This window comes from Pseudomonas sp. Sample_23 (assembly GCF_004307595.1).
GTDB classification, from domain to species: domain Bacteria; phylum Pseudomonadota; class Gammaproteobacteria; order Pseudomonadales; family Pseudomonadaceae; genus Aquipseudomonas; species Aquipseudomonas atacamensis.
On sequence record NZ_RCNX01000009.1, the window covers coordinates 68,979 to 91,012 of the forward strand.

The 22,034-nt window shown below is 60.2% G+C and carries 22 protein-coding genes; 12 read left to right on the forward strand and 10 right to left on the reverse strand.

All coding sequences use genetic code 11. The annotated features are described in order from the left end of the window. Positions 1-91: 91 nt before the first annotated feature. From D8U82_RS01800 to rlmF, 5 genes are all read left to right on the forward strand, one after another. The gene (locus D8U82_RS01800) at positions 92-1,582 is read left to right on the forward strand and encodes a leucyl aminopeptidase (protein WP_039759172.1); all 1,491 of its coding nucleotides are present in this window, start codon (positions 92-94) and stop codon (positions 1,580-1,582) included. 57 nt (positions 1,583-1,639) lie between these two features. After that, a complete protein-coding gene (locus D8U82_RS01805) occupies positions 1,640-2,068 on the forward strand; it encodes a DNA polymerase III subunit chi (RefSeq protein ID WP_130901540.1) in 429 nt (142 codons plus the stop codon). A gap of 8 nt (positions 2,069-2,076) precedes the next feature. Next, positions 2,077-2,463, forward strand: coding sequence for a DNA polymerase III subunit chi (locus D8U82_RS01810; RefSeq protein ID WP_130901541.1), 387 nt, complete (start codon positions 2,077-2,079; stop codon positions 2,461-2,463). A 194-nt stretch (positions 2,464-2,657) separates the two neighbouring features. Continuing rightward, on the forward strand, positions 2,658-5,504 hold the full coding sequence (locus tag D8U82_RS01815; protein ID WP_130887707.1) for a valine--tRNA ligase: 2,847 nt from the start codon (positions 2,658-2,660) through the stop codon (positions 5,502-5,504). 233 nt (positions 5,505-5,737) lie between these two features. After that, complete coding sequence (rlmF, locus tag D8U82_RS01825; protein WP_130887706.1) at positions 5,738-6,757, forward strand: 23S rRNA (adenine(1618)-N(6))-methyltransferase RlmF; 1,020 nt, start codon at positions 5,738-5,740, stop codon at positions 6,755-6,757. Between the two features lie 195 nt (positions 6,758-6,952). Here the strand turns inward: rlmF and D8U82_RS01830 are convergent, their stop codons facing one another. Next, positions 6,953-7,234 (reverse strand): HU family DNA-binding protein, encoded by a 282-nt coding sequence (locus tag D8U82_RS01830; RefSeq protein WP_003221909.1) that lies wholly within the window; start codon positions 7,232-7,234, stop codon positions 6,953-6,955. A gap of 395 nt (positions 7,235-7,629) precedes the next feature. Here D8U82_RS01830 and yejK point away from each other — a divergent pair, with 395 nt between their 5' ends. Both yejK and D8U82_RS01840 read left to right on the forward strand, forming a co-directional pair. Further along, entirely contained in the window at positions 7,630-8,634 is a 1,005-nt protein-coding gene (gene yejK, locus D8U82_RS01835) for a nucleoid-associated protein YejK (RefSeq protein ID WP_016771572.1), read from the forward strand. Further along, entirely contained in the window at positions 8,634-8,984 is a 351-nt protein-coding gene (locus D8U82_RS01840; RefSeq protein ID WP_130887705.1) for a glutaredoxin family protein, read from the forward strand. The genes yejK and D8U82_RS01840 overlap by 1 nt, the downstream gene beginning before the upstream one ends. A 117-nt stretch (positions 8,985-9,101) precedes the next feature. Here D8U82_RS01840 and D8U82_RS01845 read toward each other — a convergent pair whose 3' ends face one another. The 5 genes from D8U82_RS01845 to D8U82_RS01870 all read right to left on the reverse strand — a co-directional run bounded on the left by D8U82_RS01845 (position 9,102) and on the right by D8U82_RS01870 (position 13,079). Then, positions 9,102-10,037, reverse strand: coding sequence for a glutathione S-transferase family protein (locus tag D8U82_RS01845; protein WP_123443484.1), 936 nt, complete (start codon positions 10,035-10,037; stop codon positions 9,102-9,104). An 84-nt stretch (positions 10,038-10,121) separates the two neighbouring features. Further along, the gene (locus D8U82_RS01850) at positions 10,122-10,424 is read right to left on the reverse strand and encodes a GIY-YIG nuclease family protein (RefSeq protein ID WP_073473642.1); all 303 of its coding nucleotides are present in this window, start codon (positions 10,422-10,424) and stop codon (positions 10,122-10,124) included. A gap of 41 nt (positions 10,425-10,465) precedes the next feature. Next, positions 10,466-10,936 (reverse strand): nuclear transport factor 2 family protein, encoded by a 471-nt coding sequence (locus tag D8U82_RS01855; protein ID WP_130887704.1) that lies wholly within the window; start codon positions 10,934-10,936, stop codon positions 10,466-10,468. Between the two features lie 189 nt (positions 10,937-11,125). Further along, a complete protein-coding gene (locus D8U82_RS01865) occupies positions 11,126-12,430 on the reverse strand; it encodes a CynX/NimT family MFS transporter (RefSeq protein ID WP_130887702.1) in 1,305 nt (434 codons plus the stop codon). After that, positions 12,420-13,079 (reverse strand): FadR/GntR family transcriptional regulator, encoded by a 660-nt coding sequence (locus D8U82_RS01870; RefSeq protein WP_130901542.1) that lies wholly within the window; start codon positions 13,077-13,079, stop codon positions 12,420-12,422. Before D8U82_RS01870 ends, D8U82_RS01865 begins: the two co-directional genes overlap by 11 nt. Positions 13,080-13,245: 166 nt before the next feature. Here D8U82_RS01870 and D8U82_RS01875 point away from each other — a divergent pair, with 166 nt between their 5' ends. Together D8U82_RS01875 and D8U82_RS01880 are read left to right on the forward strand one after the other, a co-directional pair. After that, the gene (locus D8U82_RS01875; protein ID WP_123443480.1) at positions 13,246-13,557 is read left to right on the forward strand and encodes a type II toxin-antitoxin system MqsR family toxin; all 312 of its coding nucleotides are present in this window, start codon (positions 13,246-13,248) and stop codon (positions 13,555-13,557) included. Next, positions 13,554-14,042 carry a type II toxin-antitoxin system MqsA family antitoxin gene (locus tag D8U82_RS01880; RefSeq protein ID WP_122601891.1) on the forward strand — a complete coding sequence of 163 codons (489 nt, stop codon included), beginning with the start codon at positions 13,554-13,556 and terminating at the stop codon, positions 14,040-14,042. The genes D8U82_RS01875 and D8U82_RS01880 overlap by 4 nt, the downstream gene beginning before the upstream one ends. Positions 14,043-14,093: 51 nt before the next feature. Here the strand turns inward: D8U82_RS01880 and D8U82_RS01885 are convergent, their stop codons facing one another. The 4 genes from D8U82_RS01885 to D8U82_RS01900 all read right to left on the reverse strand — a co-directional run bounded on the left by D8U82_RS01885 (position 14,094) and on the right by D8U82_RS01900 (position 18,256). Beyond that, positions 14,094-14,858: an amino acid ABC transporter ATP-binding protein gene (locus D8U82_RS01885; RefSeq protein ID WP_016771581.1), complete on the reverse strand. Its 765-nt coding sequence runs from the start codon at positions 14,856-14,858 to the stop codon at positions 14,094-14,096. A gap of 13 nt (positions 14,859-14,871) precedes the next feature. Further along, the gene (locus tag D8U82_RS01890; protein WP_024011693.1) at positions 14,872-15,966 is read right to left on the reverse strand and encodes an amino acid ABC transporter permease; all 1,095 of its coding nucleotides are present in this window, start codon (positions 15,964-15,966) and stop codon (positions 14,872-14,874) included. 10 nt (positions 15,967-15,976) lie between these two features. Beyond that, positions 15,977-17,158 (reverse strand): amino acid ABC transporter permease, encoded by a 1,182-nt coding sequence (locus D8U82_RS01895; protein WP_071174462.1) that lies wholly within the window; start codon positions 17,156-17,158, stop codon positions 15,977-15,979. Between the two features lie 66 nt (positions 17,159-17,224). Continuing rightward, positions 17,225-18,256, reverse strand: coding sequence for an amino acid ABC transporter substrate-binding protein (locus D8U82_RS01900; RefSeq protein ID WP_016771583.1), 1,032 nt, complete (start codon positions 18,254-18,256; stop codon positions 17,225-17,227). A gap of 468 nt (positions 18,257-18,724) precedes the next feature. Between D8U82_RS01900 and D8U82_RS01905 the strand changes: the two genes are divergently transcribed. The 3 genes from D8U82_RS01905 to D8U82_RS01915 all read left to right on the forward strand — a co-directional run bounded on the left by D8U82_RS01905 (position 18,725) and on the right by D8U82_RS01915 (position 22,018). Next, a complete protein-coding gene (locus D8U82_RS01905; RefSeq protein WP_122747670.1) occupies positions 18,725-19,381 on the forward strand; it encodes an alpha/beta fold hydrolase in 657 nt (218 codons plus the stop codon). 96 nt (positions 19,382-19,477) lie between these two features. Continuing rightward, positions 19,478-20,956 (forward strand): ATP-dependent RNA helicase RhlB, encoded by a 1,479-nt coding sequence (gene rhlB / locus D8U82_RS01910; protein ID WP_016771585.1) that lies wholly within the window; start codon positions 19,478-19,480, stop codon positions 20,954-20,956. Between the two features lie 117 nt (positions 20,957-21,073). Further along, on the forward strand, positions 21,074-22,018 hold the full coding sequence (locus D8U82_RS01915; protein WP_130887539.1) for an ornithine cyclodeaminase family protein: 945 nt from the start codon (positions 21,074-21,076) through the stop codon (positions 22,016-22,018). Positions 22,019-22,034: the final 16 nt, after the last annotated feature.

Sequence of the window (22,034 nt, forward strand, 5' to 3'; positions counted from 1 at the left end):
GGCTTTGGCCTGCGCCTCTTCTATCTATAAGCAGGCGACTGCGGACAACGTCGAGCGCCTGCGTGTTGACCATTCATTCAGGGATCCGGACATGGAACTGGTTGTAAAAAGCGTTAGCCCAGAAACGTTGAAAACCGCCACCCTGGTGGTTGCCGTCGGCGAAGGCCGCAAACTCGGTGTCGCCGCCAGACTGGTCGACGAGTCGAGCGGTGGCGCGATCAGCGCCGTGCTCAAGCGTGGCGACCTGGCCGGCAAGGTCGGTCAGAGCCTGCTGCTGCACAGCCTGCCGAACCTGAAAGCCGAGCGCGTGTTGCTGGTCGGTGTGGGCAAGGACGAAGAATTGGGCGACCGTCCGTTCCGCAAAATCGTTGCCGGCATCCTCAACACCCTCAAAGGCCTGGGCGGCGGTGACGCCGTGCTGGCGCTGGATGAAGTCATCGTCAAAGGTCGCGACAGCTACGGCAAGACTCGCCTGCTGGCAGAAACCCTGGTCGACGGCGGCTACACCTTCGACCAGTTCAAGAGCCAGAAAGCCGAACCGCGCGCCCTGAAGAAAATCACCCTGCTGACCATCAAGGCTGCGCAAGCCGAAGTGCAGCGTGCCGTGAACCACGCCACCGCCATCGCCAACGGCATGGCGTTCACCCGCGATCTGGGCAACCTGCCACCGAACATCTGCCACCCGACCTTCATGGGCGAACAAGCCAAGAATCTGGGCAAAGAGTTCAAGGATCTGAAAGTCGAAGTGCTCGACGAGAAGAAGATCAAATCCCTCGGCATGGGCTCGTTCTACGCTGTGGGCCAGGGCAGCGCCCAGCCGCCGCGCCTGATCGTCATGCAATACAACGGCGGCAAGAAATCCGAGAAGCCATACGCGCTGGTCGGCAAGGGCATCACCTTCGACACCGGCGGCATCAGCCTGAAGCCGGGCGCCGGCATGGACGAGATGAAATACGACATGGGCGGCGCTGCCTCCGTGTTCGGTACCTTGCGTGCTGTGCTTGAGCTGAAACTGCCGATCAATCTGGTGTGCATCCTCGCCTGCGCCGAAAACATGCCGAGCGGCAATGCTTCGCGGCCGGGCGATATCGTCACTACCATGAGCGGCCAGACCGTGGAAATCCTCAACACCGACGCTGAAGGCCGTCTGGTGCTGTGCGATGCGCTGACCTACGCCGAGCGCTTCAAGCCACAAGCGGTGATCGACATCGCCACCCTGACCGGTGCTTGCGTAGTTGCCTTGGGCGCGCACACGTCCGGCCTGCTGGGCAACAACGACGAGCTGATCGACCAACTGCTCAGCGCCGGCAAGGCAGCCGACGACCGCGCCTGGCAACTGCCGCTGTTCGATGAGTATCAAGAGCAGCTGGACAGCCCGTTCGCCGACATCGCCAACATTGGCGGGCCGAAGGCAGGCACCATCACTGCCGCCTGCTTCCTGTCGCGCTTCACCAAGAACCTCAACTGGGCGCACCTGGACATCGCCGGCACGGCATGGACCAGCGGCGGCAAGGACAAAGGCGCCACCGGCCGTCCGGTTCCACTGCTGACCCAGTACCTGCTCGATCGCGCCAAGGCCTGAAACCGCTGAAAGGTGGCGTCACTCTCGGGTGACGCCACTTGCCGCTCTGGAACCGCAATGACCAAAGTCGACTTCTATATCCTGCCCAGCGCCGATCCTTCAGCGCGCCTGGATTTCGCCTGCAAGCTCACCGAGAAAGCCTGGCGCATGGGCCACCGCATCTACCTGCATTGCAGCGATGCGGCCCAGCGCGACGATCTCGATGCGCGTCTGTGGGTATTCAAGGGTGAAAGCTTCGTGCCCCACGGCCCGGCCGACAGCGAACCGGACGGTTTGATCGTGCTGGGACTCGGGCAAGACTGCGGTGAGCATCAGGATCTGCTGGTCAATCTCGACCTGAAAGTCCCGGCCTTCGCCAGCAAATTCGCCCGCGTGGCGGAAGTGGTGGTGGAAGATCCGACCATCCGAGCGGCGGCGCGGGAGAGTTTCCGTTTCTACCGCGAACAGGGCTATTCTCTGCAAGACCACCGTTTACAGCGACTCTGAGCACTCCAATGGACACTCCGAAACCGCAACAGAAGTCCGCACATCTGCTGGACGATCTTGAATCGATCCGCCAGTTGCTCGGCGATGACAACCTGCAACCGCCGCTCTTGACCGATACGGTCGATGACGGCGAACAGGAACAGATTCCGATGCTGTTCGATTCCGTCGGCAATCCGCCGGCGGCCGTCGAGCCGCCACCAGCGCCACCAGCGCCGCCGGCTGCCGCACCGGTCGATAAAGGCCCGGATGCCTTGCTGCACCTGGACAGCGAACTGCGCGCCGCCGCGCAATTGATCATGCAAGACGTGATCGACGACTTCGCCCCGCACATCGAGACCGAAATCAAACGCCGCCTCGATGCGCGGATGGAGCGGCTGCTCAGCCAGTACGAGTAAGCCGCTAGTGCAGGAGCTGCCGAAGGCTGCGATCTTTTGACTTTGCTTTCACAAAAAACAAGATCAAAAGATCGCAGCCTTCGGCAGCTCCTGCATTTAGATCTCCGCCAGACCTCCCCCGCTCGCCCTCGGCACCATGCCCCGCTATACTTCCCGGCTTTTCCTGAATAAATGCCAATAGGGTCCCGCCGCGCATGGATAAGACCTACCAGCCGCACGCCATTGAAACTTCCTGGTACAAGACCTGGGAGTCCGAGAACTACTTCGCCCCGCAAGGCGCGGGCGAGTCCTACACCATCATGATCCCGCCGCCGAACGTCACCGGCAGCCTGCACATGGGTCACGGCTTCAACAACGCGATCATGGACGCGTTGATCCGTTTCCGCCGCATGCAGGGTCGCGACACCCTGTGGCAGCCGGGCACCGACCACGCCGGTATCGCCACGCAGATGCTGGTGGAGCGTCAGCTCGAAGCCCAGGGCCAGAATCGTCACGATCTGGGCCGGGAAAAATTCCTCGAAAAAGTCTGGGAATGGAAAGATCAGTCCGGCGGCAACATCAGCCGGCAGATCCGCCGCCTCGGCTCGTCCGTCGACTGGAGCCGCGAGCGCTTCACCATGGACGACGGCCTCTCGGAAGCGGTCAAGGAAGCCTTCGTGCGCCTGCATGAAGACGGCCTGATCTACCGCGGCAAGCGCCTGGTCAACTGGGACACCAAACTGCACACGGCGATTTCTGACCTCGAAGTGGAAAACCACGAAGAGAAAGGTTTCCTGTGGAACCTGAAATACCCATTGGCCGATGGCGTTAAAACCGCCGAGGGCAATGACTTCCTGATCGTCGCCACCACCCGTCCGGAAACCATTCTCGGCGACTCCGCCGTCGCGGTTAACCCGAACGACGAGCGCTACAAAGCGCTGATCGGCAAATTCGTCGAGCTGCCACTGGTTGGCCGGCGCATCCCGATCATCGCCGACGATTACTGCGACCCTGAATTCGGCACCGGCTGCGTGAAAATCACCCCGGCCCACGATTTCAACGACTACGAAGTCGGCAAGCGCCACAACCTGCCGCTGCTGAACATCTTCGACAAGAACGCCAACGTGCTGCCTGCCGCGCAGGTGTTCAACCTTGACGGCACGCTGAACGAGAGCATCGACGGCAAGATTCCGGCCGAGTTCGCCGGGCTGGAGCGTTTCGAGGCGCGCAAGCAGATCGTCGCCGCGTTCGACGCTGCCGGCCTGCTGGTGAGCGTCAACGATCACAACCTGAAAACGCCGAAAGGCGATCGCTCCGGCACGGTCATCGAGCCGTGGCTGACCGACCAATGGTACGTATCGACCAAGCCTCTGGCCGAGCCGGCGATTGCTGCCGTTGAAGACGGTCGCATCCAGTTCGTGCCCAAGCAGTACGAAAACATGTACTTCTCGTGGATGCGCGACATCCAGGACTGGTGCATCAGCCGTCAGCTGTGGTGGGGCCACCGGATTCCGGCCTGGTACGACGAGTCGGGCAAGGTCTACGTCGGTCGCGACGAAGCCGAAGTGCGTGCCAAGCACAACCTCGGCCCGGACGTTGCGCTGCAACAGGACAACGACGTACTCGACACCTGGTTCAGTTCCGGCCTGTGGACGTTCTCGACCCTGGGCTGGCCTGAGCAGACCGAGTTCCTGAAGAAATTCCACTCCACCGACGTGCTGGTCACCGGTTTCGACATCATTTTCTTCTGGGTTGCCCGGATGATCATGATGACCATGCACCTGATGAAGAACGAAGACGGCACGCCGCAGGTTCCGTTCAAGACTGTCTACGTACACGGTCTGGTACGCGACGGCCAGGGCCAGAAGATGTCCAAGTCCAAGGGCAACGTCCTTGACCCGCTGGACATCATCGACGGCATCGACCTGGAAACCCTGGTGCAGAAGCGCACCTCGGGCCTGATGCAACCGAAACTGGCGAAGAAGATCGAGAAAGCCACCCGCGAAGAATTCGCCAATGGCATCGAAAGCTACGGTACCGACGCCCTGCGCTTCACCTTCTGCTCGCTGGCCTCGACCGGTCGCGACATCAAGTTCGACATGGGTCGCGTCGAAGGCTATCGCAACTTCTGCAATAAGATCTGGAACGCCGCGCGTTACGTTCTGGACAAAGGCGAAGACTGCGGCCAGAACGGCGAAGCCTACGAGCTGTCGCTGGCTGATCGCTGGATCATTTCGCAGTTGCAACGCACCGAAGCCGAAGTGACCCGCCAACTGGATCAGTTCCGTTTCGACCTCGCCGCGCAAGCGCTGTACGAGTTCATCTGGAACCAATACTGCGACTGGTATCTGGAACTGTCCAAGCCTGTGCTGTGGGACGAGAACGCGCCGGTCGAACGTCAGCGCGGTACTCGCCGGACGCTGGTGCGCGTGCTGGAAGTGGCGCTGCGTCTGGCGCATCCGTTCATGCCGTTCATCACTGAAGAAATCTGGCAGCGTATCGCGCCGCTGGCCGGTATTCAGGGCAAAACGATCATGCTGCAGCCTTGGCCGGTGGCCAACGAAGAGCGCATCGATCCGGCGGCGGAAAACGACATCGAATGGCTCAAGGAACTGATGCTCGGCACGCGCAACATTCGTGGCGAGATGAACATCGGCCCGGGCAAGCCACTGCCGATCTTCCTGAAGAACGTCAGCGCTGAAGACCAGCGCCGCTTGTCCGAGAACGAAGCGCTGCTGAAGAAGCTGGCGCGCCTGGAATCGATCACCGTACTCGCCGCTGGCGAAGAAGCACCGCTGTCCGCCACCGCATTGGTGGGCGAGATGGAAGTGCTGGTGCCAATGGCCGGTCTGATCGACAAGGGCGCGGAACTGGCGCGTCTGGACAAGGAAATCCTGCGTCTGCAGGGCGAAGTCCAGCGGGTTGGCGGCAAGCTCTCCAACGCAGGATTCGTCGACAAGGCCCCGGCCGAAGTCATCGAGAAGGAACGCGCCAAACTGGCCGAGGCCGAACAGGCCCTGGGCAAACTGGCCGAGCAGCACGCGCGGATTGCCAGTCTGTAACGGCAAATCGCACTGAAGAAGGGAGGCCCAGGTGGCCTCCCTTTTTTATTCCTGCAAAACCTCGAGTCCCCTGTGGGAGCGAGCCTGCTCGCGAAAGCGGCGTGTCAGCCGACAAATCTGTCAGATGTAAAACCGCGTTCGCGAGCAGGCTCGCTCCCACAGTTTGAACGGTGTTGCCTTCAGATGTGGGACAATGCCCGCCACTTTCAGCCATACCCGAATCGACCACGCCCATGACCACCCCCCGCACACCCAAACCTGCGCGCAAGAAGCCTGACGCCGCGTCCCCGAGCAAAGCCGTCGAGCCGCGCGACAAGGCCAGCCTGCATCCGCGCAATCGCCATCAGGGTCGTTACGACTTTCCGGCACTGATCAAGACCACGCCGGAACTGGCCAAGTACGTGATCACCAACCCGTACGGCAAGGAAAGCATCGACTTCGCCAGCCCCGACGCGGTGCGGGTGTTCAATCGGGCGCTGCTCAAGGCGTTCTATGGCATTCAGCATTGGGACATCCCGGCCGACTATCTGTGCCCTCCGGTTCCGGGGCGTGCCGACTATGTGCACTTTCTCGCCGACCTGCTGGCGAGCATGAACGACGGTAAGGTGCCGCGCGGCGCGATCGTCAATGTGCTGGACATCGGCATGGGCGCCAACTGCGTTTATCCGCTGATCGGCAACAGCGAATATCGCTGGCACTTCCTCGGCTCGGAGATCGACCCGACAGCCGTGGCGGCGGCGCGAGCCATTGTTCAGTCCAACGATCTGAGCAAGGTGATCCAACTGCGCCAGCAGGAAAACCGCAAGCACATCCTCATCGGCTTGCTGGAGCCGGGCGAGCGTTTCGACCTGACCATGTGCAACCCGCCGTTCCACGCCTCGATGGAAGAAGCGACCAAGGGCAGCGAGCGCAAGTGGCGCGCCTTGGGCAAGGCCGACCCGAAACGCAAGCTGCCGGTGCTGAACTTCGGCGGGCAATCGGCGGAGCTGTGGTGTGAAGGCGGTGAAGCGCGCTTCGTGACGCAGTTGATTGCCGAGAGCGCGAACTTCCAGCACAAGGTGTTGTGGTTCAGCACCCTGGTGTCGAAGGCCTCGAACCTGCCGGCCATCGAGACGGCACTGAAGAAGGCCGGCGTGCTGGAAAGCCAGGTCGTGGAGATGTCGCAGGGGCAGAAGCAGAGCCGCTTTGTCGCCTGGACCTTCCAGACCAAGTCCGAGCAGCAGATCTGGCGGCGTGAGCGCTGGGTGCGCTAAGACACAGCAGATCCCCCTGTGGGAGCGAGCCTGCTCGCGAAGGCAGCGTGTCAGTCAGCTTCAATATCGACTGACCCACCGCTTTCGCGAGCAGGCTCGCTCCCACATTTGCCCGCGACTTGACCGTCAAATCGCAGACACAAAAAAACCGTGCCCCGGATCACTCCGAAGCACGGTTTTTTTTATCGCTGCGTCTTACTTGTTCACAGCGTCGGTCAGGCCTTTGGCCACAACCAGCTTGATCACTTTCTTTGCAGGGATTTCGATGGCAGCGCCAGTCGAAGGGTTACGGCCGGTGCGGGCAGGACGCTCGGTCACTTTCAGCTTGCCGATACCTGGCAAGGTGATTTCGCCGCCGTTTTCCAGCTGATCGGCAACGATTTGGCCCAGTTGGTCCAGAGCGTTACGCGCGGTGGTTTTCGGCGCGTCGATAGCTTCAGCGATGTCGGCGATCAGTTGGTCTTTAGTAAGAGCCATGTAGTGTTCCTTCCCTATCAAATTCATATGGATTGCAGAGTGCAGTGTCAGCCATCGAGCCCGATCTTCTGGATCTGGCACCCTCGGCGATAACCACGACGAGTCGGGTTATAGATGCCGAAATCAGGGTTTGGTTCGACCTGACAAATGCTGAATGCACGCTTAACGCAGTGACTTCGCGTAAGACCGGGCAAAACTAGCACAGCGACAAGGAAATATCCGCCTCTAGCTACCCATTTGGTCAGCTTTATTGCGCTAAATCGGTAAAAAACCGCTTAAGGCCGGGCGCGCGCCCCGGTTTTGCCCTGCAACCCGCGCCAAAACCAGTGGTTGCGGTACACTGAGCGCTTTTTCGGGGGAGCCTGCCCTCCTCCCTTCCAACAGCCGAGAAGCCCATGCCGATCCGCCATTGCATCGTCCACCTGATCGACAAAAAACCCGACGGCACGCCCGCAGTTCTGCACGCCCGTGACTCTGAACTGGCCGAGTCCGCCGCCATCGAAAACATGCTCGCCGACCTCAATGAAAGCTACAACGCCAAACAGGGCAAAGCCTGGGGCCTGTTCCATCCGGAATCGGGCGCGTTCCCCTTCAGCGGCTGGTTGAAGGAGTACATGGACGGCGGCCGTGACTTCACCGCGTTCAGTAAAGTGGCGGTCGAGCATCTGCAGAAGCTGATGGAAGAATCCAACCTGTCGGTGGGCGGCCACGTGCTGTTCGCCCACTATCAGCAAGGCATGACCGACTATCTGGCGATCGCCCTGCTGCACCACAGCGAAGGCGTGGCGGTGACCGACGAGCTCGACGTAACTCCTTCGCGCCATCTCGACCTTGGCCAATTGCATCTGGCCGCGCGGATCAACGTTTCCGAGTGGCAGAACAACAAACAGTCCAAACAGTACATTTCGTTCATCAAGGGCAAGAATGGCAAGAAGGTCTCGGAGTACTTCCGCGACTTCATCGGCTGCCAGGAAGGCGTCGACGGCCCCGGCGAGACGCGCACACTGCTCAAGGCCTTCAGCGACTTTGTCGAGAGCGAAGACCTGCCGGAAGACTCGGCCCGCGAGAAAACCAAAACTCTGGTCGACTATGCCAGCAGCCAGGCCAAGCTCGGCGAACCGATGGGCCTTGAGGAGCTGTCGGAGCTGATCGACGAAGAACGCCCGAAGGCCTTCTACGATCACATTCGCAACAAGGACTACGGCCTGTCGCCGGAGATCCCGGCAGACAAACGCACCCTCAACCAATTCCGCCGCTTCACCGGCCGCGCCGAAGGTCTGTCGATCAGCTTCGAAGCGCACCTGCTGGGTTCGAAGATCGAGTACGACGAAGAGAACGGCACTCTGATCATCAAAGGCCTGCCGACTTCGCTGACCGACCAGCTGAAGCGGCGTAACTGATGCTCGGCAATGTGCTGAAAAAAGTCGCCCTGGTGCTGCTGGTGGTCGTGGTTTACCAGAACTGGGGCAAGATCGAGCGGGTGTTCAACCCCGCGCAAATGGTTTCTGAGCAGACGCGGGCGCAAGCCAATGTCGTGCTTTATGCCACCGACTGGTGCGGCTACTGCAAACAGACCAAACGCTTTCTCGACAGCAAGGGCATACCGTTCAAGGAGTACGACATCGAGAAGGATGCCGATGCGCGCAAGGCGTATGAGGCATTGGGTGGACGCGGGATTCCGCTGATTGATGTGAACGGTACGTTGATTCGCGGGTTTGATCCGGAAGAAATCCTCGCTGCCCTCAAATAATCCATTGTGGGAGCGAGCCTGCTCGCGAAAGCGCTGCATCAGCCAACGACATGTTGAATGATCCATCGTCTTCGCGAGCAGGCTCGCTCCCACAGGTTTTGCAGCTGACTCGATAAATCAGCGCGCCTCGATACGGAACCCAAAGCGCGGAAAGTGCACATGCACCACGCCGCCACGTTCGTCTTCACGGCGAATGATCAGCTCTTCACTGCCAGCAAACAGCAGCTCGCCCACCACCGGATCAACGCCGTAATCGATAGCGGCAATTGCCACTTGCTGGCCCGCCTTGAAGCCGTTCGGATCAACGAACCGCTCATCCGGCAATGCCGCTGGCGTCGCGTTATGCGCGACCTCCAGTGCCTCGGCGGAAGACATCTCGCTCGCCGCGCCATGGCCGAACCCCAGCACCCGACCCAGCCACGCCGCGACCGCCGGATATTCATCCACCAGCGGCGCCGTCACGTGCGTCGCCTTGAGGAACCACAGCGGATGCGCCAGGGCGAAGTCGGCAATCGATGGCTCGCCGAAGAGGAAGTCGCCCTGCTCGCGCTGCAACTGCTGCTCCAGTCGCGCCATGATCGTCGGCCACTGATGTTTGGCCTGCTCGGCGGACAGACGCGTGGCGCTGCCACCGCTGAACAAACCGGCGCGGTCGGCCAGGAATGCCTTGATCGCTTCCGGAGGCAATTTGCCGAAACGTACCGCCACCGATTCCGGCTGGAATACCAGGCTTACGGCGTGCTGGAACACCACCGAATCGGCCCACGCCGCAAAACTGGCGCAGGTCATTTCCTGACCCTCGGGGAAGAACGCCGGCAGGGCTTTTTCCTGTTCCAGGCGTCGAGCGATCAGTGCGGTGTCGCAATAGATGTCAGCACCGATCTGCAACACAGGGGTCTTGCGGTAGCCACCGGTCAACGCGGTCAGATCCGGCTTTGGCATCACCGGGGAAATATGCACCGAACGCCAGGACAGGCCTTTGAAGCCCAGCAGCAGGCGGGCCTTCTCGGCGAATGGAGAGGTCGGGTAATGGTGCAGAATCAACTCGGACATGCTCGGCTCCGCCGCTCAGATAGTGAGCCCGCAGCTTAGCGTGCATTTGATTAGCAGCCTACAGATCTGCCTGATGGGAGCCAATCAGTCAGATTGATAAGACGCGACGAGGCATTCCTTGGCGCTTTTGCGCAGCTTTTTGATCAGCCGTTCCTGGCGCAAAGCATCGCTTTTGTCGCGGCACAGTTCGGTGTAGACCAGCGCCATCGCCGGGCTGGAGAGAAAGAACCGCGCGCCCTTGCCGCTCTGATGCTTGGCGAAACGCCGCACCGGGTCGTCGCTGATTCCGCAGTACAACGAGCCATTGGCGGCACGCACGAGGTAGACGAACCAGGATTTGCTCACTGGCTCGGCAGCATCGACGGATTGTTCGCTAAGACTGGTCACTTGGGTGATCTGAACGTGTAGGAAAACAGGCGGCGATCTTATCAGCGCCCGGCCTGAAAAGCCTTCAGTCCCTTGCGCGCCTGGGCGCGGACGGCGTTGCGCACCAGCGGCGTCCAGCCCAGCAACAGGCCTTTGAAACCCAACGCCTGGCGCGACCAGCGCCACAGATCGAAGTGGTCGTGATGCTCGCAGATCTTGCCGTCACGGAACACGAATCGCGCCTGGATATCGTTGATGACGATGTTGCCGGTCTGGCTGAACAGGTAGGTCGCGACCCAGTGTGCTCCGCCGCTGCGTTCGTCGGCGCGGACGTTGTCGAAGGTCAGGGAGAAATCCTTGGCGCGGGTAGTCAGCATGCGCCACATGTCGCCGGCATCGCGCCCGCGCAACTCGCCGAAGGCCGGATCGCTGAATACCACATCATCGGTGTAGCAGACGGCCATGGCTTCGGCGTCAAGGCGCTGAAAGGCTTGGTAGAAGCGGGTGATCAGGGCGCTGTGGGCTTCGCTCAAGGCAGTCTCCAAAAAATAGGTACAGATTGCCAGCACCATAATCTGCCGCGCGCAGAAACACTATCGGCAATACGCAAAACCCTTGTGGGAGCGAGCCTGCTCGCGAAGGCAATTCAACATTCAACATCCATGTTGACTGAAACACCGCTTTCGCGAGCAGGCTCGCTCCCACATTTGCAACCAGTGCATTCAGATCTTTTCGCTTTGCACCTGCACATACAGCGCCCGGCCGGCACCCAGCCCGGCGAGGATTGCACCGGCGCCGATAATGCCGAAAATCCAGCCCAACGCACTCCAGCCGCCGGTCCAGTCATGCACCACGCCCACGGCGAAAGGCCCCATGGACGCCAGGGTGTAGCCAAAACCCTGCGACATGCTCGACAGGTTCGCCGCGACATGGGAATCGCGCGAGCGCAGGACGATCAGGGTCAGGGCCAGACTGAACGTACCGCCCTGCCCGAGGCCGAGCAGAATCGCCCAGCCCCACAGACCTTCGATCGGTGCGTACAGGCAGCCGAACAGGCCGGCCAGGGTCAGCGCCATGACCACGACGATCGCCAGACGCTGATCCTTGCCACGGGTCGCCAGCCACGGCGCGGCCAGCGAACTGGCCAGCTGAATGATCACCGAACCGGACAGCACCAATCCGGCCTGAGTCGGTGTCAGCCCGCGACCGATGAGGATCGACGGCAACCAGCCAAACACGATGTAGGCCAGCGACGATTGCAGGCCCATGTACAAGGTCACCTGCCAGGCCAGCGGATCACGCAGCAACCCGCGCACGCGGTAGGCTACGTTGTGTGCGCCATGTTTGGAGCCGACTTGTGGCAGCCAGAAAACCGCCGCCACCAATGCCGGAATCACCCAGAAGCCCAGGCCCATCGCCCAGCTGTTGCCGAAGTGTTCACTCAGCGGCACGGTCGAACCCGCCGCCATCGCTGCGCCCAGGCACAGCGCCATGGTGTAGACGCCGGTCATGGTCCCGGCGTGTTTGGCGAAGTCGCGCTTGACGATGCCCGGCAGCAGCACGCCGACGATGCCGATGCTGGCGCCGCCAAGGACGCTGCCGGCGAACAGCCCGATCTCGCCGAAATTGCTGCGCAGGATGATGCCGCCGGCCAGTGTCAGCAGAATCCCCAACACCACGCGCTCAGCACCAAACCGCCGCGCCAGAATCGGCGCCAGCGGTGCGAACAAGCCCAGGCACAGCACCGGCAACGTGGTCAGTAATCCCGCCTGCGCCGCAGACAGCCCGAGGCTTCTGGAGACCTCGCTAAGCAATGGCGCCATGCTCGACAACGCCGGGCGCAGGTTCAGCGCCACCAGAATCAACCCGAGCAGCAGCAACCATGGACGTTTCACCAACGGATGGCTTTGCTGGACCTGCTCGTCATCAGCCTCGGCATCGATCAGCAGCTCTTCAAGTTCGGGGGTGCGTTTCGACGCTGTGGATAACTCACTGCGGGACATGGTCTTCTCGGTTTCAAGGTTCATTGATCAACTGCCTCGACAAGGCTTTGGCCCGTTCCGGGTCGCGTTGCTCGACCGCATCGAGCAAGTCGATGTGCAGATCGAACACTTCCTGACGGCGCGGGGAGATATTCAGGGTCTGGCGCAATTGCGCGCCGACGATGCTGGAGAAGTAGCGATACAACTCGCTGAGGGTCGGGTTGTGCGCGGCGTCGACCAGTCGGCGATGGAACACCAGATCGCAGGCGATATAGGCGTCGAGATCGCCGTGGTAATGGCTGCCGCTGGTGCCGAGCGCTTCACGCAGCGCCGCCAGATCCTCATCGGTACGACGCAACGCCGCCAGGCCGATGGCCTCGACTTCAAGGATGTGCCGGGTCTCCCTGGCCTGCTCCAGCGAACAACGCGATAGCGCTTTAAGTGTGTCGAGCGGGTCGACCAGCGCACGAAGATAACTGCCGTCGCCTTGGCGAATTTCGATCAATCCCGAAAACGCCAGAACACGCATTGCCTCACGCACCGTGTTGCGGCTGATGCCCAGCTCGGCGCACAGCTCAGGCTCGGTCGGCAGACGCTCGCCGACCTGCCACGCACCGCTGTTGATGCGCTGACGCAGTTGATCCAAAGCCTGATCGACCAGGGATCGCTTGATCAAAGGGGAAATTTCGGACATGAGCTTCGCCTTTTCATCCAATCATAGGATGAATTTTCCGACATGTTAGTCAGACCCATGTAGGACGGCAACCACCTAGGGTCAATCGGAGACACATGGAGCGGCATTTTCGATTAGTCAAAATTACCCTTTAAGGGTAATTTCAGGGACAGGGTTTTGGCTTCTTATGGAAAAGAACACACCCCATTACGACTTGGCGGTGATCAAGTCTGAAGTGAGGCGACTGGGTCAAAATGCTTTCACCAAAACTTCAGTAAGGTCAGCTGAGAAGCTCGGCTTCAATGTCAGCGAAATGCAGGAGATTGTTTTCGAGCTACAAACCAGGATGTTGTACAAATCGATGACTACTTATGAGGATCATCGAATCTGGCAAGACGTGTATCACATCAATTCACGAGATCAGGAGATTTACATCAAGGTGACATACCGCCCCGGCGGCAGCCCACCGGTGATCTCCTTCAAGGAGAACAACCCATGAAAACCCAGCAATGTGTCAGCTGCGGTGCACGTGAGGGAATGAGGCATTTTCAGGGGCGCGGCGAAACCCTGAAAGTCAAAGGCATGGAGCGGCGTGTGGATGATCTTTCTGGCTGGGAGTGCCAGAACTGCGGTGAGGTCGAATGGGACGCCGATACCGATAGCGCGGAACGTTATTGCGACGCAGGTGATGAGTTGGTCATCGCTGCCAGGAAAATGATTGGCGACGAGATGAAGCGGATTCGCCGCAAATTGCATCTGACGCAAAAAGAGACGGTGCAACTGCTATCTGGGGGTGGGCATAACGCATTCTCTCGCTACGAGCGCGGCGAAATCTTGCCGCCCAAGGCACTCATACTGCTGATGCGTTTATTGGATCGTTACCCATATTTGCTAACCGATGCAAAGACTCTCGGCGAAGGTGCAGATTTGAGAGGTTTCGAGCACATCGTCCACAAAGAACATGAATCCCTTTCGGTTTCCTGACACCGAAAAAACAACCCGGCACATGGCCGGGTTGGTTTCACTCATCAACCATCAATGCAAAATCTGACTCAAGAACAACTTCGTCCGATCATTCTGCGGATTGTCGAAGAAATCGTTCGGCGCCGCCTGTTCAACGATTTCGCCCTTGTCCATGAAGATCACGCGGTTGGCCACGGTGCGGGCGAAGCCCATTTCGTGGGTCACGCAGAGCATGGTCATACCGTCTTCGGCCAGACCGATCATGGTGTCCAGAACCTCTTTCACCATTTCCGGATCGAGCGCTGAAGTCGGCTCGTCAAACAGCATGATTTTCGGTTTCATGCACAGGGCGCGGGCGATCGCCACACGCTGTTGCTGACCGCCGGACAGTTGCCCCGGGTACTTGTGCGCCTGCTCCGGAATGCGTACGCGCTCCAGGTAATGCATGGCGATTTCTTCGGCCTTGCGCTTGGGCATTTTGCGCACCCACATCGGCGCCAGCGTGCAGTTCTGCAGAATGGTCAGGTGCGGGAACAGGTTGAAGTGCTGGAACACCATGCCGACTTCGCGACGGATCGCTTCGATCTGCTTGAGGTCGTTGGTCAGTTCCACGCCATCGACGACGATGCGCCCCTGCTGGTGTTCTTCCAGACGATTCAGGCAACGGATCGTGGTCGATTTACCGGAACCCGACGGGCCACACAGAACGATGCGCTCGCCCTGTTTGACGTTGAGGTTGATGTCCTTGAGTACGTGAAACTGGCCGTACCACTTGTTCACGCCCTGCATCTGGATAATGCCTTCCGGACCCACAGGCTTTTTGATTGCTTCGCTCATTTACAGAGAACTCCTAACGCTTGTGGCCAGTGTCGAGCTTGCGTTCCAGATGCATGGAATAGCGCGACATACCAAAACAGAAAATCCAGAACACCAGGGCGGCGAACACGTAGCCTTCGGTGGCCATGCCCAGCCATTTCGGGTCGGCGGCGGCTTGCTTGACGCTGTTGAGCAGGTCGAACAGGCCGATGATGATCACCAGGCTGGTGTCCTTGAACAGCGCAATGAACGTGTTGACGATGCCCGGGATCACCAGCTTCAGCGCTTGCGGCAGAATCACCAGGCCCATCGAACGCCAGTAACCGAGGCCCATCGCCGCGGCCGCTTCGTACTGCCCTTTGGGAATCGCTTGCAGACCGCCACGCACCACTTCGGCGACGTACGCCGACTGGAACAGGATCACGCCGATCAGCGCCCGCAGCAGCTTGTCGAAGTTCATGCCTTCGGGCAGGAACAGCGGCAGCATTACCGAGGACATGAACAGCACCGTGATCAACGGCACGCCGCGCCAGAACTCGATGAAAGTCACGCAGACCACACGAATCGCCGGCATGTTCGAACGTCGTCCCAGCGCCAGCACGATGCCCAGCGGCAATGCTCCGGCGATGCCGACGGTGGCGATCACCAGGGTCAGCATCAGGCCGCCCCACTGGCTGGTCGGCACGGTGGTCAGACCGAAACCGCCGTGCAACAAGATGAAGGCGATGATCGGGTACAGCACCAGGAAGCTCAGGCCGTACACCGCTTTACGCGGCACGCGCGAGATGAACAGCGGTGCTGCGCCAATGACCGCCAGCCACACGGTCAGATCAACGCGCCAGCGCAGTTCGGTCGGGTAATAGCCGTACATGAACTGGCCGAAGCGCTGCTGAATGAACACCCAGCAGGCGCCTTCCTTGGTGCAGTCGGCGCGAGTGGTGCCGACCCAGTTGGCATCGACGATCGCCCAGCTGAGGATCGGTGGCACGACCAGGTAGATCAGGTAGAACGCGAACAGCGTCAGCAGGGTGTTGAGCCAGCTGGAGAACATGTTCGCGCGCATCCACGCCACCACGCCGATGCTGCTGTTCGGTGGAGGCATGTCGGGTTTGAAAGTATGAGTACTCATGCGCTTTTCCTTACCGCTCGATCAGCGCAATGCGCTTGTTGTACCAGTTCATCAGCAGGGAAATGCTGATACTGATCGCCAGGTACACGCTCATGGTGATGGCAATCACTTCGATGGCCTGCCCGGTCTGGTTGAGCACGGTGCCGGCGAACAGCGAAACCATTTCCGGGTAACCGATACCGGCGGCCAGCGAAGAGTTCTTCGCCAGGTTCAGGTATTGGCTGGTCAGCGGCGGAATGATCACGCGCAGGGCTTGCGGGATGATCACCTTGCGCAGGGTCGGGCCGTTGCGCAGGCCGAGGGAACGCGCGGCTTCGGTCTGGCCGTGGCTGACCGACTTGATCCCGGAACGCACGATCTCGGCGATGAACGCTGCGGTGTACACGGTGAGCGCCAGGGTCAATGCCAGCAGTTCCGGGATCAACACCCAGCCGCCGACGAAGTTGAAGCCCTTGAGCTCGGGCATTTCCCAGTGCAGCGGAGCGCCGAAGATCAGCGCGCACAGGGTCGGGATCACCAGCGCAATTGCCAGGCCGGTCCAGAACTTGTGGAACGGTACGCCGGTTTCTTCGAAACGCTTGTTGGCCCAGCGGCACATCAGCACGATGCCGACAATGGCCAGGACGATGCTGATCACGAACGCCCAGAAGCCGTCGGCAGCGAGTGCGGCCGGCATGTTCAGGCCACGGCTGCTGACGAAGAAGGTGTCGCCGAAGTTGTGGCTGTTGCGCGGCCCCGGCATGGTCAGGAACACCGCGAAGTACCAGAACAGGATCTGCAGCAGCGGCGGAATGTTGCGGAATACTTCCACATACACCGTCGCCAGTTTGGCGATGATCCAGTTCTGCGACAGCCGCGCCACGCCAACGATGAAACCGAGAATCGTCGCCAGGATCACGCCGATAAAGGTCACCAACAGGGTGTTGAGCAGGCCGATGACAAACACCCGCGCGTAACTGTCCGCTTCGGTGTAGTCGATCAGGGTTTGAGCGATGCCGAATCCGGCACTGCGCTCCAGAAAGCTGAAGCCGGAGGTGATGCCCCGGTGCTGAAGGTTGGTTTGCGTATTGTCGAACAGGTACCAGCCAAGCGAGACCACCGCCACAACGGTGATGATCTGGAATAGCCACGCACGCACTCGTGGATCGCTGAGGCTGAGCCTCTGCTTTGGTGCGCCGATTGAATTTTGCATGAAGTGCCCCGGAAGAAATGGAACAAGAACATCACCCGGCGGTTGGCCCGCCGGGCGATAGAACCATTAGCGCACTGGTGGTGCGTACTGAATGCCGCCGTTGTTCCACAGGGCGTTCAGGCCACGGTCGATTTCCAGCGGAGTGCTCTTGCCGAGGTTTTTCTCGAAGATTTCGCCGTAGTTGCCGACTTGCTTGACGATCTGCACAACCCAGTCTTTCGGCAGTTTCAGGTCTTTGCCGTACTCGCCGTCAGCGCCGAGCATACGGGCCACGTCCGGGTTCTTGGTGGACTTGGCTTCAGCTTCGACATTCTTCGAAGTGATGCCGGCTTCTTCGGCATTGAGCAGCGCATAGCCGACCCAACGCACGATCGCCAGCCACTCGTCGTCGCCGTTACGTACGACCGGGCCCAATGGTTCCTTGGAAATGGTTTCCGGCAGCACCACGTAGTCCTTCGGCGAGGCCAGCTTGCTGCGCTGGGCGAACAGCTGGGACTTGTCGGAGGTCAGCACGTCGCAACGACCGGATTCCAGCGACTTGGCGCTTTCATCGGAGGTGTCGAAGGTGATCGGGGTGTATTTCAGACCGTTGCCACGGAAGTAGTCGGAAACGTTCAGTTCGGTGGTGGTACCGGCCTGGATGCAGATGGTCGCGCCGTCGAGCTCTTTGGCACTTTTCACGCCCAGCTTGTTGTTCACCAGGAAGCCGATGCCGTCGTAGTAGGTGATGAAGCCCGGGAATTTCAGGCCCATGCCCGCGTCACGGGAACTGGTCATGGTGGTGTTGCGCGACAGGATGTCGATCTCGCCGGATTGCAGCGCGGTGAAGCGCTCCTTGGCGTTCAACTGGCTGAACTTGACCTTGTTGGCGTCGCCGAAAACGGCTGCGGCCACAGCGCGGCAGACGTCAGCATCGATGCCGAGAATCTTGCCGGTCGCATCCGGTACCGAGAAGCCCGGCAGACCGTCGCTCACGCCACACTGCACGAAACCTTTTTTCTGTACCGCATCCAGGGTTGCACCCGCCTGAGCGAACCCGCTGACGCCGAGTACTGCTGCAGCAGTCACGACCGCCAGAGTGGATTTCAACATCTTCATTCAAACCTCCAGTTTTGCTCTTGTTGTGTCGGAGCTTGAGTCCTGTCGCACCCTTTTGAGGCGTTGTTGACCCGTGTTGGCTTTTTTTGGGGTCAACCGACGTAAGACCTTCGCTATGAGTCTAGTAGGAGAAAATCCACATCATGGATCACTCACTTCTCACCAATCGGCCGAACGGGCTGTAGCCCTTTCACGTTCGCTAAGCCCGTAGCGGCCATTGGCGAACATCCATCACCGGATTCGTTGCTATCCCATCGCGCGACTGACACTGATAGTGTTACCGCCGCGCAACGGATGCTTCGTACGCAAAGCTCCATAGCAAACGCCGTACCACACCGCTTGCGAAAGTGATTGCGCGACACGTCAATAGCTAAACTTGTAACCTTGCGACATCTTGTTAACGGATCAACCGGGCGCGCCCTTCAATCACGCACTCAATGAGAGCGCCCGCACATTTTTGGAGCAGACATGACCGAGCCCTTGATTCTTCAGCCTGTTAAGCCCGCAGACGCCTGCGTGATCTGGCTGCACGGCCTCGGCGCCGACCGTTACGACTTCCTGCCGGTGGCCGAGGCGTTGCAGGAAAGTCTGTTGAGCACGCGCTTTGTGCTGCCGCAGGCACCGACCCGTCCAGTGACGATAAATGGCGGATATGCCATGCCCAGCTGGTACGACATCAAGGCCATGAGCCCGGCCCGGGCGATCGATCGCGACGAACTGGAAGCTTCGGCAGAGCGCATCATCGAGCTGATCGAAAACCAGCGCGCCAGCGGAATAGACGCCTCGCGGATTTTCCTTGCCGGGTTTTCGCAAGGCGGCGCGGTGGTATTGCATACCGCGTTCCTTAAATGGCAGGGACCGCTGGGCGGGGTGCTGGCGTTGTCGACGTACGCACCGACATTCAGCGATGAACTAGAGTTATCCGCCAGTCAGCAGCGTATTCCGGTGCTGTGTCTGCACGGTCAGTTCGATGGCGTGGTGCAGAACTCGATGGGGCGCACTGCCTATGAGCATTTGGTGAAGCATGGTGTCACCGTGACATGGCAGGAATACCCAATGGAGCACGAAGTGTTACCTGAAGAGATTCGCGACGTCGGCGTCTGGCTGAGCGAACGCCTGCGCTGATTTGCGAGCAATGTCCGCCCATTGATCCCTCCTACTACGCCGCGCCCGATTCTTGCATTACACTGGCCGGCGTACATTCCTTAACCAACTGATGAGATGACCGTGCTCAAAGCACTCAAGAAGATGTTCGGTAAAAGCGAGGCTGAGCAGCTCGCGCCAGTTCCCAGTGCGCCGTCGCACGCCCCCGGTCATCGCACCGATGCCCCGCAGGCCGACCGCCCCGCTCCCGCAGCCGCACCGAAGCCAGAAGAAATACCCGCTGCGCCAGCGCCAATTGCCGTAGAGCCTGCACCCAGCGAAGCGCCGAAACCGGCCAGGCCACGTCGCGAACCGAAGCCCAAGGCACCGGTCATTCCGTGGAAACTCGAAGACTTCGTCGTCGAGCCGCAGGAAGGCAAAACCCGCTTTCACGATTTCAAGCTTGCTCCGGAACTGATGCACGCCATCCAGGACCTGGGCTTTCCGTACTGCACGCCGATCCAGGCGCAGGTGCTGGGTTTCACCCTCGCCGGCAAAGACGCCATTGGCCGCGCGCAGACCGGCACCGGCAAGACCGCCGCGTTCCTGATCTCGATCATCACCCAGTTGCTGCAGACGCCGCCGCCGAAAGAGCGCTACATGGGCGAACCGCGCGCGCTGATCATCGCGCCGACCCGTGAGCTGGTGGTGCAGATCGCCAAGGACGCCGCTGACCTGACCAAGTACACCGGCCTCAACGTCATGACCTTCGTCGGCGGCATGGACTTCGACAAACAGCTCAAGCACCTCGAAGCGCGGCATTGCGACATCCTCGTCGCCACGCCTGGCCGCTTGCTCGACTTCAACCAGCGCGGCGATGTGCACCTGGACATGGTTGAAGTGATGGTGCTGGACGAAGCCGACCGCATGCTCGACATGGGTTTCATCCCGCAGGTACGGCAGATCATTCGCCAGACCCCGCCGAAGTCCGAACGCCAGACTTTGCTGTTCTCCGCAACCTTCACCGAAGACGTGATGAATCTGGCCAAGCAATGGACCACCGACCCGGCCATCGTCGAAATCGAAATCACCAACGTCGCCAACGAGAACGTCGAGCAGCACATCTACGCCGTGGCCGCTGCCGACAAATACAAACTGCTCTATAACCTCGTCAACGACAACGGTTGGGAGCGGGTCATCGTGTTTGCCAACCGCAAGGACGAAGTACGCCGCATCGAAGAGCGTCTGGTGCGTGACGGCATCAACGCCGCGCAGCTGTCCGGCGACGTACCGCAGCACAAGCGCATCAAGACTCTGGAAGGTTTCCGCGAAGGCAAGATTCGCGTGCTGGTGGCCACCGATGTCGCCGGTCGCGGCATCCACATCGACGGCATCAGCCACGTGATCAACTTCACCCTGCCGGAAGTGCCGGACGACTACGTGCACCGCATCGGCCGTACCGGTCGCGCAGGCGCTGACGGTGTGTCGATCAGCTTTGCCGGCGAGGACGATTCCTACCAGTTGCCGTCGATCGAAGAAAAACTTGGTCGCAAGATCAGCTGCGAAACCCCGCCGACGCATCTGCTGCGTGCGGTTGAGCGCAAGCGTCCGCAGTAAGCCCCGCTATATGAGAAAGCGCAGCCGGCAACGGACTGCGCTTTTTTTATGCCCGATGGTTGCTCGCCAGAACTAAAAGTCCATAATGGAAAAATAAGTTTAGTTTCGGAGCGCGAAATGTCCAGTACGCCCTATGTGATCGATCAAGCCCAGGCCCATGAGCTATTGGCGCGTATCGATGTTCCGCAAATCCTGCGCAAGCTGTTCCGCGATCTGGCGGCCGGTAACGCCGTGCAGCCGGCGCAGCAATTGGTCGAGTTCCCGCAGGGCGCCGGCGACTTCATCAATTATCTGGGCGTGCTGGCCGAGGATGGCGTGTACGGAGTGAAGACTTCGCCGTACATCGTCCGTGAGCAGGGTGCGCTGGTGACGGCATGGACATTGTTGATGTCGATGAAAACCGGCCAGCCGCTGCTGCTCTGTGATGCCGGCGAACTGACCACCGTGCGCACCGCCGCGACCACGGCAGTGGCGGTCGACGCCCTCGCCCCGTTGGACGCCCAGCGACTGGCAATCATCGGCAGCGGCAAGGTCGCTCAGGCGCATCTGCATTACGCCAAGGCGCTGCGCGACTGGCAGAGCATCAGCCTGTATTCGCCATCGCTGCTGGAAGATGCGGAAACACAGACTGTGTTGAAGTCCATCGCGCCGTCACTGAAGAGTGCCGACAGCCGCGAGACCGCCATCTCCGATGCTGACGTGATCATGCTCTGCACCTCGTCTGCCGGGCCGGTGATCGATCCGGCGCAACTGCACAAACCGGCGCTGATCACCTCGATCAGCACCAACGCCCCGCGCGCCCATGAAGTACCGCCGCAAAGCCTCAACGACATGCAGGTGTTCTGCGACTATCGTCTGACCACGCCGGGTTCGGCAGGTGAGATGCTGATTGCCGCCGAACAGCATGGCTGGAGCAAGGATTCGATTGTTGGCGACCTCGCCGACTTGCTCAGCGAAAAAGTGCAGCGCCCGGATTACCAGCGGCATGTGTTTTTCCGTTCGATCGGTCTGGGCCTGGAAGACATTGCCCTCGCCAATGCGGTTTATCACTTAACCCACTAACGCCAAAAATCCCTGT